Annotated in this window: 9 protein-coding genes and 1 CRISPR repeat array; of the genes, 4 read left to right on the top strand and 5 right to left on the bottom strand. The window is 57.4% G+C overall.

The genetic code is table 11. The annotated features are described in order from the left end of the window. Positions 1–54: 54 nt before the first annotated feature. From cas5e to cas3, 5 genes are read right to left on the bottom strand one after another with little or no spacing between them, the layout of a single operon-like run. Positions 55–924 carry a type I-E CRISPR-associated protein Cas5/CasD gene (gene cas5e / locus ACO48X_RS01350; protein WP_484999812.1) on the bottom strand — a complete coding sequence of 290 codons (870 nt, stop codon included), beginning with the start codon at positions 922–924 and terminating at the stop codon, positions 55–57. A gap of 3 nt (positions 925–927) precedes the next feature. Beyond that, positions 928–2,067, bottom strand: a complete 1,140-nt coding sequence (cas7e, locus tag ACO48X_RS01345; RefSeq protein WP_484999810.1) for a type I-E CRISPR-associated protein Cas7/Cse4/CasC — start codon at positions 2,065–2,067, stop codon at positions 928–930. 49 nt (positions 2,068–2,116) lie between these two features. Continuing rightward, a complete protein-coding gene (gene casB / locus ACO48X_RS01340) occupies positions 2,117–2,791 on the bottom strand; it encodes a type I-E CRISPR-associated protein Cse2/CasB (protein WP_484999808.1) in 675 nt (224 codons plus the stop codon). A gap of 2 nt (positions 2,792–2,793) precedes the next feature. Continuing rightward, the gene (gene casA, locus ACO48X_RS01335) at positions 2,794–4,443 is read right to left on the bottom strand and encodes a type I-E CRISPR-associated protein Cse1/CasA (protein WP_484999806.1); all 1,650 of its coding nucleotides are present in this window, start codon (positions 4,441–4,443) and stop codon (positions 2,794–2,796) included. Continuing rightward, positions 4,443–7,520, bottom strand: a complete 3,078-nt coding sequence (gene cas3 / locus ACO48X_RS01330; RefSeq protein ID WP_484999804.1) for a CRISPR-associated helicase Cas3' — start codon at positions 7,518–7,520, stop codon at positions 4,443–4,445. Before cas3 ends, casA begins: the two co-directional genes overlap by 1 nt. 118 nt (positions 7,521–7,638) lie before the next feature. Continuing rightward, a CRISPR array of direct repeats spans positions 7,639–8,521; the repeat unit is 28 nt; unit sequence GTCTTCCCCGCGCATGCGGGGGTGATCC. A 161-nt stretch (positions 8,522–8,682) separates the two neighbouring features. Between cas3 and ACO48X_RS01325 the strand changes: the two genes are divergently transcribed. The 4 genes from ACO48X_RS01325 to ACO48X_RS01310 all read left to right on the top strand — a co-directional run bounded on the left by ACO48X_RS01325 (position 8,683) and on the right by ACO48X_RS01310 (position 10,259). Next, a complete protein-coding gene (locus ACO48X_RS01325; protein ID WP_484999802.1) occupies positions 8,683–9,189 on the top strand; it encodes a hypothetical protein in 507 nt (168 codons plus the stop codon). Positions 9,190–9,396: 207 nt separating this feature from the next. Then, the gene (locus tag ACO48X_RS01320; RefSeq protein WP_484999800.1) at positions 9,397–9,546 is read left to right on the top strand and encodes a hypothetical protein; all 150 of its coding nucleotides are present in this window, start codon (positions 9,397–9,399) and stop codon (positions 9,544–9,546) included. Between the two features lie 237 nt (positions 9,547–9,783). Continuing rightward, positions 9,784–9,915, top strand: coding sequence for a hypothetical protein (locus ACO48X_RS01315; RefSeq protein WP_484999798.1), 132 nt, complete (start codon positions 9,784–9,786; stop codon positions 9,913–9,915). Between the two features lie 134 nt (positions 9,916–10,049). Further along, positions 10,050–10,259, top strand: a complete 210-nt coding sequence (locus ACO48X_RS01310) for a hypothetical protein (RefSeq protein WP_484999796.1) — start codon at positions 10,050–10,052, stop codon at positions 10,257–10,259. Positions 10,260–10,829 lie beyond the last annotated feature (570 nt).

Raw genomic sequence — 10,829 nt, 5'->3', positions numbered from 1 at the left:
CGACGCCGCGGATCGAGTTCTATCTTCGTCAGGTGCATCTTCTACCTCGCATCTCTAACTTTCCTCCAACAGTTCCGCCATGGGATCGTGAGAGTCCGCGGCAGAACCTTCATATTCGTTCGGCCCCGTCAGCGAACTCAGCCCTCCCGCCGGATCTTCGAGCTCGGCCATTGGATCGAGCATTCCCACCGGGTCAAGTTCTGCCATGGGATCGTGGTGGTCTTCGCCGACGTCGGAGCGCACAGCCGCGCTCCCAGTCGACGCTTTGTCTTTCACTCTCACCATATGCCGCTCAATGTCCCGGAACGAATACTCACGATGACGCGGGTCGAAAGAAAGAGGCACATCTCGGCTCCCTCGCACATCGTTTGTGTGCTCGCCTTCGGGCACAGCGTCTTTGTCGAGAAGAACTTCGATTTCTCCGCCTTCACGATGGCGCTTCCGGTACCACTTGGAGGCCAGCCACGGCTCACTTGTCAAAGCCTCCAACAAGCTTGAATCGCGCAATCCGAGCGAGACGGGAAAGGACGGAGGGCACGAACGTCGCCCCAAATAGAGGGGAAAAGAAGGATGCCGCACAGCGTGGTCGAGCCGCTCGATCACCGCATTCTCCCCCTCTATTCCGGCCAAGAAGACCGCATCGGAAAGGTAGTAGCGTTCGGAAAGCGGCATCGATTTGGACCCATCCAGCGTATGCGCCGTATGGAAATCACGCACCACCGTTCCCGGCTGGTCTTTTCGCACACCGAAGCGCAGCGTCAGCAAGTCCTCGATTGGGTCGGTGCGCCGTCTGCCGGTTGCCGCGGCCAGCATGCCGAGAATTCCGCTTTTGGAGGGGGCGAGTTCTGTAGCGCGCACCGTGAATCGGGATTTGACGCCCCAGGCCTGCAGTGGGCCCGCGAGCCGCAAGAGCAGTACTGCCATCGCTTACTCCGAGGCTGGAAGGCGTGACTCGACGACATCGCGCACTCTGTCTGTGAGAACGTTGAACGCGACTCGCTCCCCGAGAGACTCCGTCCCTTCATAGTCCTCGAGGCTCACCACAAAGGCATGCCGCGGCTTGACGCCAAAGGCTTCCTCCAATTGCTTCTCATGTTCAACGAGTTTGCGTACAGACTTTGCCACGAATCCCTCGGTGTCGCTTTTGAGGACCGGTCTCTCAAAGGCACCAACGAGCGAAACAGGCTGGTCGTCGCGCACCTGAACAACCACCATGCTGGGCAGCGTCCGATTGGCGAAGGTGTTCTGCTTGCCCGTCGGCATCGTCTTGACAAAGGCTTCAATGAAGGAGGACAGCGCTCGAAGCGTCGCCTCAGCATCACCCAAATTCTCATGCAGCAAGTCGAGATTGACCGTGGCATAACGATATATTGTGGCCGACGAGAACTCGATAGTTCCCATCATTCCTGCGCCAGCATCCTCTCTTTCTTCGGCGCGAGATTTGTCGTCATCAACGGCGGTGAAGACATCGAACTCGTTCTCGGCCGCATGCGTCGTGATCGCATGTGCCTCTTGGCAGGCAGCATCGACATTGAGGTCGGCGTCATCAGCGACCATTCGGCCAAAGAGGGCAACGTCAATCGAGTTCTGGGACTTGAAGATCTTTTTGACTTCCTTGTTGCCCAATTCCTCGCCAGAGCGGGCACTCTCCACGGCCAGTTCCGCGAGCTGTGCTATTTGTCTGTTGGAGAGGAACAGAAGATATCCCGATTCCTTAGCCTTCTTTGATGCTCCCTCGCTCTTCTTGGCCCTCGGCTCGCTCAGATTGATTTTGGCGGCGTTGAAGACTTTTTCGGCCAACTTCTGAGCATCGTTTTCAAGGTCTTCTGCCTGCCGCCCTATTTCTTTGGCGAGAATGCCGACAACGCGTTTGGTCCGTGTACCCAGATCCTCTCTGTCGAGGTGCGCGTCAAAAAAGCTCCGTGTGACGTGTTTCCACGCTTGGCTCGAGACCCTCAGACGCTTCACGCCACCGTACATCGCGGACTTCGGCGATCCTGTGTCGTCGCGATTGACGCAGCTGGGTGGGATGTTCTGGACAATGTGAACATCGATGTAAGTGCTCATTTTCTTCCCCTATTTTAGGTTGTTTTGTGGCGCTTTTAACGCCCGAGTTTCATTTGGCATCCGAGGACAAGCTGGAGCTAGCAGAAGCTTCGACGTCGACGGACTCAGCCTCGTTGCCATCTGGTTTCCGAAGATTGTAGAAGTCACGCGACCATCTGCGTCTGACTTTCTTGTCACCGCCAGAACGCCGGAACATCACGAGGTCGTCGGCAAAGGCAGCGTAGTCAAAACCTATGTCCTTTGATCGAAGAAGCTGGACGAAAGAACGGAGGTGGCTGCGCAGCTCGTCAACAGTCGAAGCGGTGACCAAAGCGTTAAAGCGACTGCGCGCGGAAGGGTTCTCATCTTCCCTGCCGATCAACTCACGGGCAGCTCTTCCAAATCCGAAACCTGGTTTATGCATCGGGCCAGACCTCGATTGCTGATGAACCGCATACAAGGTCATGGTTATATGGACGGCTGTCTCTTCCGGCGTCGGAGCGTCGGAAGCGCTGTCGGGAACATCATTCACATGCGTATAGTCCCAAATGTCTGCAATCTCGCCTGGATCTGTGTTCACTCCTCGGCGCAATTTCGCAAGAGCTGCACGAGCCGACGCCTTGTCGTTCAAGACGCCTTTTTGCAAGTCTTCAATGCGGCGGTCGACGGCAACAGCAGTCTTGCTCAAGTTTCTTCCCCTAGAGGGAGACACATTTTTCGCAGGTTGAGTTTCTGTGGCATTCATTGTCAGTCCTTTTTAGATTCAGATTGCGAATCGGGGTGGGCAGGTAGAGTCTCACGGATTGAAGCCTCGAACCAGGCAAGCGAGATTCCGACATCGATATGGCGATTCCCATCCGCCCGGCCTGCGTACGCCGATGGCGCTACCGACCCAACGATTCCGTCGCGTTGCCCGACGGCAGTTTTGCGAAGCCTCTCGCGCCACCGCCACTTTGCTTCGTCGGGGGCCTCCTCACCGGCTAGCGAGGCGAGCCATCGCGGAAACTCTTCGTCAACGACCAAGTAGAAGGCCGTCGCAGCTTTTTCACGGGCGGCCTGCACGCTGTCGGGGTCGGCCCCCTGTGCTTTTGCAAGATTTCCGCCGAGGTTCCGCAGCGACGAGGCGACTTTGTCCGTCTCTTTCATGGCATCTCGGACAATGGCGAGATAACGGGAGTTGTCCTCTTCCAACAGCTTGGCGGGAACCTTGAGGACGTCGTCGACAAGCTCGTCGACAACTGCTTCTTGGGACCCGTACTCAATTCCGACGCAATGAACGGGAATCAAGCCGTCGTTGGGAACTATTTCGTCAAACAGCAGTTGTTGGTAGAAATCGATGACTCCGGCCGCCTTGTATCTTGTTTCCTTTTTGCCGTCCATTCGAACGACGGTTTCGCTGAGCTCGGAGACCAAGGTGGACAAGCCCCTCCACATCGCTCGATCTTTGGGGAACTTGTATGGCATAAAGACGTCGAACTTAAACTTCTTTGTTTGAGGATCGGAGTACCGCCAGGCTGTCATGGGTTCGTAAAGATAACGGTTCTGCGGAGTAGCTTTGTCTCCGTTTCCAAGGAAAAGTCCCGTCACACCAGACTCGTCGCCGTGGAGCAGTACGCGTCTGGTCTGCCACGTGTAGCACGAAACAGGGCCCGTCGGGTCCAGGTCTCGGTTGCCTGCGGGGCCGTCGGGTTCGCATTCCCACGGTGGCAGATCCCTATCCGCGTCGACTTTTTCCTTGAGGGAATCAACGAGGCCCACCACGACCGTATTGAGAAGTATCGTCTCGGCCAGGTTATTTCCTTCGATTGTCACGACGCCGATTTGACCGCTCCATCCGGGGCCGATCGGATAGCCCTTGCCTCCCTTGACCTCCGGATCCCCTACAGCACCGGAGCGGATGCCCGAAGGATCGAAAGCGTGAACGTGAACGAGCCATCGAGCAGCTTCGGACCAATTAATCCGATCGAGGCCCGGGCCGATTCTGGTGGTAAAGAAGGGCGCCCCGTTGGGAACGTCGACGATTAACGATTCGAGATCCGATATCTTGCCCGATTTTGCATGTATACCGGCCACTTGAAAGAAAGGGGCTACAGGATCGCGCACGTCGAATCGCTCCCGGTATCGCTCAAGGTATGCAACCGCATCGGTCGCCAAAAGTTCTGGATCGTTCCAGTATGCTTCCCAAGTTTTAAGATCCTTCGGTCCTCCCATTGCGCGATGCGCAATCGCCAAAAGCAAGCGCAGAATCGCAACGTCTTGCGACGCGATTTCGCCGTGAATTCCAGAAATGTCAGACGCCTCTTCGAATGCCGTAACAAGGGACACCTCATCAGGCTCTCCGCTTAAACGCGTGACTCGAATCCATGGTTCGTCGAGAAGATTGAAACTTTCGGCCATTAATCCTGGACCTCCATTAGCCCGGTTGTTGACGTGTATTCAACAGTAGTGCCATCCAGTTCGGCGCGTCCGTTGTTTAACAAAAGAAATAGCTGCCCGCGCAGATCGAGGTTCGTTTGCCACGAATCGACATAGAACCCTTCTAGCTCGCCGATAACGCGATCGATCGCCGACTGATTCGAGAATCTAGGCGGGAGTCTGACGGCCGACATCGCCATGGCTCGTGACAAAGCGCGGTCAGGTTCGCGATCCGTAGGAATCTCAATATTGGGAAAACCTTGAGCGCTCGGGAGAGTTCGCACGCTCTCTTGTCCGCCTTCTTTGCACACTTCGAGAAGGATCACCTCGAGGGAGTCTTCGCCGTCGCGCACATGCGCTCTTGCCCTTTCTTCGCTGTCGTCAGCGAGTGTGCGCAACCAATCGATGAGAGATACGCGGTTGCCATTCTTCGGCTCGGGCAGCTGATAGCCCTTGGCGGCATCTCCTTTCTTTCGTTCGGTTTCTTCCGCTATATCGCTGGCTTCCGCCACTGCTTGATTCCATTGCGCTGGAACATCGGGATCCGTCCCGTAGACCGCCTCAATTAGTTCACGCACGTCGTCCGGCACATGGACCACTCCACCTTCCGTTGCGATCTTATTCAGTGCCGCAGCGGTTAGGAGCAAGTCTTTCTCGCCGTAGATATGCTTCGCACCCCTGTCAATCTCAGGCTCATCGTCCGAGGCCAATGGAAGGCAATCGACGTAACAGACCGGTCGCTCCAATTTCCCAGGACGACGCCGTTGGTGCCTGTGCAACCGTCCCATGCGTTGGATAAGAAGATCGATTGGCGCAAGATCAGTGACCAACAGGTCGAAATCAACGTCCAGAGACTGCTCTACGACCTGGGTGGCAACGACGATCGCGCGTTCAGGGCGTTTGGGGCTCTTGCGAGGAGGGCCGAACCGCCGAAGCAGATCGGCGTCTTTATTCAGCCTGTCGGAAATGGTGAATCGCGAATGATTGAGGCTGACGTCATCGCCAAAGACTTCGCGCAATTCTTCATACGTCTCTTGTGCACGGCGCACAGTATTTCGAACAACGAGGGCGCACCCGCCGTCGGACAAAGTGTCGTCGAGCAGGGCAACGACATCAGCCCCCTCATCCATCCGTCTGATCTCAACCGAAGTACTGCGGCCCTCAGCCTCAACGGCGACAATCTTCGTCCCGCTTTCTCCAGACGTCACAAGGCACGGGAAAGGCATAGGCCCCTCTTCTCGCGCCCTCTCTCTGGCTACGTCGGGTACCTCATCCCGTCTCTCTTCGCACGAATCACTGCCCGAGACTAACTGCAGCCCTCGATCATAGGCATCGGCAAGCGCCGAACATCGCGCCTCGGAAAGAGTGGCGGAGAGAAGAATGACGGGAACTCCATATGCGGCCAGCCAAGTCAGGGATCTATCGAGGTAAGAGTTCATGTAGGTCGAGTAAGAGTGAACTTCGTCGACGATAACGACCTTCCGGCTAAGCCCCAAATGCCGAAGCATGAGGTGTGGCGCAGAAAGCGAGGCGAAGAGGAGATGGTCAATCGTGGTCACAACAAAATCCGCGAGCATAGACTTCTTCCGGCCCGAAAACCAGGCCATGATCGCGAGATCGGCGTCTGTGCCCTCTTCACGAAGGCAACTTCCGTTTCTTTTCCCGTCCCGGTTCCCTCGCGCCCCTTTCCCGCCCGAGCTCGTACGCGTGCCCGAGCCGTCTTCTTCGTCCAAGCCAATCTGCCGAGGCGCCGGAAGCGACGAGGACAGGAAGTCCGCAGCCGGATCGCCATCGCCGCCCAGGCTCCCGAGAAGACGATCGCGGATCGCATATCCTGTTTTTCGCAATGCTCGGGCTTCCTCGTTGAGCTTAGCGCGTCCATGCTGGAGCTGAACGGCAAACGCAGAGGGCTCTCCAGCATCGCGATAGCTCTCCTCGATATGGCCCAGCCAGTCCAATTCTCTCGAGAACATGGCGTCCGTCGTCGTTTGCGTTGGAAGCGCAAACAAAACCCCCGAACGTCCAGTTCGAGCAGCCAAGACCTCAGCCGCCAAGAGGGCCGCCTCCGTCTTCCCCGAACCAGTGGCCTCCTGAACAATCATGAGTCCAGGAAGTTCCATCGAACGAGCCGCCTCCACGGCCAAACGTTGGGCCGCCGTGGCTTTGGCTCCGTCAGGAAAATCGAATCGCGTCCGAAGGAGGCTGTCAGCGTCTTTACCGTCGTCTCGCGGACGCCAAGGCGAGGGAAGTTCTATTTTCGCAAGTCCGCTTTCGACTCGTTCCTGATGCTGTTTGACATCAAGAAACTCGCTGCCGTCATCGTCTAGACGGCGAAGCGGAAAATAAGCTTCCGTTGAAGCAAGCCAATCCGAAACGATTACAAGACCGCATACTTCAACAAGAAAAGGCTCAGACCAACTTCTATGCGACCATTCGTCAAGCAAATCGGCGACGCCGGCACGACTGATCGCCATCTCAAAAAGTTCGGAGCGGACCGCGCTCCATTCGTCATCTCCCAGAAGATGTTCGCGCCCACGCATGTTGCAGACCATTTCTGTTGTAGCCGGAATGCCGTGATGCGCTCCGATGACGGAGGCAAGCGCACGGGCCGGCTGAAGACCCCAATGTCTGTTCTCCCTGAGCCATTCTTCGACGATCATCTGCCCAGTTAGACCGTGAGGCGCTTGGCGACGTTCGTTTGGGTCGATCGGTCCGTGCTGAAGCCCAGACTCGCGCATGCGATCATCCAAAGCACCAACTTTAGTGCTGAAAGCCGGAGTGGCCTTACCGATATCGTGAATACCGGCTAGCCAAGACGCCAGCGCCTTGAATTCTGCTGCAGGATCGAGCCCGGAAGCGGATCTCGCGAATTCCCTTTCGATCAGATCAGGAATGGCTGGAGCAAGCCAGTTCGCGGCTAAATGACGCGTAACCTCGGCCGCATCGGCAAGGTGCAACCAGAGAGGCAACCACCAAGCCAGGCCAGGTGCATCGTTGTCGTATTTCGATTTGGCCCAAACAGAGCGTGACTTAGAACTCAACATCAGCGTTGTTTCCACAAACTTGATCCTAGTCCCAAAACCCAGCGAAGGAACCATCCTAAAGGACTAGGTTAAGAGCAAAAGAAAACTGGTAAACTGGGAGATGATTTTGCCGGATTCCCGGGGGAATCCAACTGTCTTCCCCGCGCATGCGGGGGTGATCCGCGCACCGACGATCGCGTTAATGAACGCGATGAGTCTTCCCCGCGCATGCGGGGGTGATCCGGCCCTCCTCGCTTCGGAGCCCGGCCACCCATTGTCTTCCCCGCGCATGCGGGGGTGATCCGCGCGTCTACCTCGTCGTCGAAGACCGCGAGTTGTCTTCCCCGCGCATGCGGGGGTGATCCTGGGCTCGTACTACGGGCACCTTTCGCAAGCGCGTCTTCCCCGCGCATGCGGGGGTGATCCGCCAGCTCTCACGACGGCCATCGAATGGGTCTCGTCTTCCCCGCGCATGCGGGGGTGATCCCTCTTCGGCGGTGATCTGGCTTTTCGCCATCGCGTCTTCCCCGCGCATGCGGGGGTGATCCCTGGTTCGACATATCGTTGTGTCGTCTCAATGCGTCTTCCCCGCGCATGCGGGGGTGATCCGATAAGTCGAGACTCAATGAGGCCGTTCTCACGGTCTTCCCCGCGCATGCGGGGGTGATCCGAACGACGCCCAATGGGCGATGATCACGCTCGGGTCTTCCCCGCGCATGCGGGGGTGATCCCTCGATAAGATACTTCGACTGATCCGAATAGTCGTCTTCCCCGCGCATGCGGGGGTGATCCGTGGCAGGCGATCGCGGGCGTGCTCCTGACGGTGTCTTCCCCGCGCATGCGGGGGTGATCCTCCGCCCGTCGGCGAGTGCTTTAGGCATTTCAGCGTCTTCCCCGCGCATGCGGGGGTGATCCGTCCCGCGACCTCATCTCCCTGGGCGCCGACCTGTCTTCCCCGCGCATGCGGGGGTGATCCCAACGCATCGACCGCTACCTCGCGGACGTCAAAGTCTTCCCCGCGCATGCGGGGCTGATTCCTGGACGAATATTACGGAGACTACGTCATCCGCCCTCCTTTGCCCTAGCGAGAGGCAATCGCTGCAGCCGGAAGCGGACATCGCCCCATTGCCACCATTGACGTCGCTGTCCGACAAGGACTCACCGCGACACTCGACGCGATCAATCGTTCACAGAGAGCATGCGCGTGAAAACCCCAGACCCGCATGCACTAGAAACACTGAAAACAAAAGTTGTCGACCCGATAGTTGCTGGTGATGCCAGCATTGCCAGCGGCACCAGCAACACTGGTATCACCGGAAATACTGTTGAACTGAAGAAGTTCACCATAAGAATTGATCCGATCCTTCTCGGACGCATCCGAGCCGCGTACCTTAATGAGTTCGCCCGCGGCGGCCCGCATCGAAGCCTTTCAGCTTGGGCCGCACATCAACTCGAAGCCGTTGTCACCACAGCTGAATCTGACAATGGGCGAGAATTCACACCCGTAGAATCCGGGGAAATCCCGACAGGCCCTAGGCGCCTAGGACCCTCCCCTTTTAACGGTAAACATCGCAAACTACAAAGAAAAATGAAAATAGAAAAGTGCTGTCTGCCCAAAAAGATGGACAACTACAAAGTCGAACCAAACCAGACCAAGCTCCTGATTGAGATTGAAGGAGGCGACCATGGGAAAGCTGCGCAGTGAGCTTCTTACGCTTATCAAGCGACTTTTGAAGCAGGCCTATAGGGGACCCCATACGACCCATACGCGAAGGAGGCTGAAGCGTTCCAAAGGCACGCCAACCGTCTTATTGCTAAGTACGCGGTGACTGGCTACGAGCTATCGGACGCTGAGCTCGGCCAAGTAGTCCCTTTCTGCAAGCATGTGCTCAACCTCGGCAAAGGCCGATACATGGTCACCGAACGCAACGACCTCTACTGGCTGCTGAAAGAACTCAAGACATGCTCGATCTACTGGCTTCCTCAAGGCGTGATGATCCGTGATGATCGTCGAGAGGACGAGCGACGTCAACGTCGCCGCCGAGCTGGCCAAATCGCTTAGAAGCCAGGCGATGTAGGCGATGCGCGCGTAGTGGACGAGGGAGCAGACTATTACCGTCCGCGATTCCGGAAAGAATCTCAGCGACTCGCTCTCCGGAAAGGCTTTATCGAATCTCTCTACTGGGCAGTAACGAGGAAGCTCTCGCAGTCAATGGCTGAGGAAGCCCCGCCAGGCTCGGACGGAGCTCTGATCCTAGACGACCGGGCGTCAGTCGCAAAAAGCTGGGCCGAAGCCAACATGCGCATTAGACGCGCCACCATGCGAGGCAGCGATTTCAAGTTCAACGAGGACGGGTACGCCGCAGGCATGGCCGCCAATCCCAACCCATCAACGCTCGGCCAGCCCCAGCCTGCAGGAGCTCTGACCTAAATGGGGCGCTCCGCCGACTGACACTGGTGATCCTGCCTTCAGCAGCGACCTCAAGTTAATGCGTTACTTCCTGCGAAAACATCTGCTTTTGTCGGAGGCAGTAGATAGACTTGCCGACAAGGAGGGGATGCATAATGAGCAATCGGTTCAAAGCTGCGGCGAGCCCTATTTTGGCTGCTATCCAGTGGGTTTTCCGCATGCTTGGGCGGGGGTTGCGAGCATACGGCAAGCTGCTGTGGAAGACAGTCAAGCTCGCCGTCGTTGTCGGGCTCGTCATCGCGACGTTCGGGATGATCAACCAGCTGTCAATTGGGAATGTCATCGGCGACAGCCGGAGGCACTGACGTTAGAGGTCAGGGGCCACGACGAGCAGGCCAATCGCGCTCGGGCCGAGCTAACCGATGCGTTGCTGGCCGAGGAGGACAGCAGCGTCTTCCCCGCGCATGCGGGGGTGATCCTCGTTGAATGCAGGCGTGTCGTTGAGAGAGTGTGTCTTCCCCGCGCATCCGGGGGTGATCCTAAGCGTTCCAGTAGACCTCGGCAAGGCCGCGTGTCTTCCCCGCGCATGCGGGGGTGATCCTGACTGGATGACGTGGTATGCGAGAACCGTTCCGTCTTCCCCGCGCATGCGAGGTGTTATCCAGAAATCCTCGTCGACAGCGGGAAAACACAGTGCATTTTGCACACATTACGATCCTCTGTCACTCCTTTTCACGCCCAACGGACAAGAAAACGGGAAGCCGCAAGTCTCGAAAACGCGAGACCTCAGCTCGCGAGAGTTGCGGAGGGTCATGTCTTCCCATCGGTCTGGCGGGCTTCGTCGTCGGGCTCTTTGCGCGGCCTTCCCCTGCCCCGCATCGGCTTCGGGCGAGGGTCCCTTCCAGCTTCGACGAGAGCGCCACGCAGAATGAGTT

The sequence above is a fragment of the Peptidiphaga sp. genome, assembly GCF_057238965.1.
This window is presented reverse-complemented; position numbering and strand designations above follow the sequence as displayed.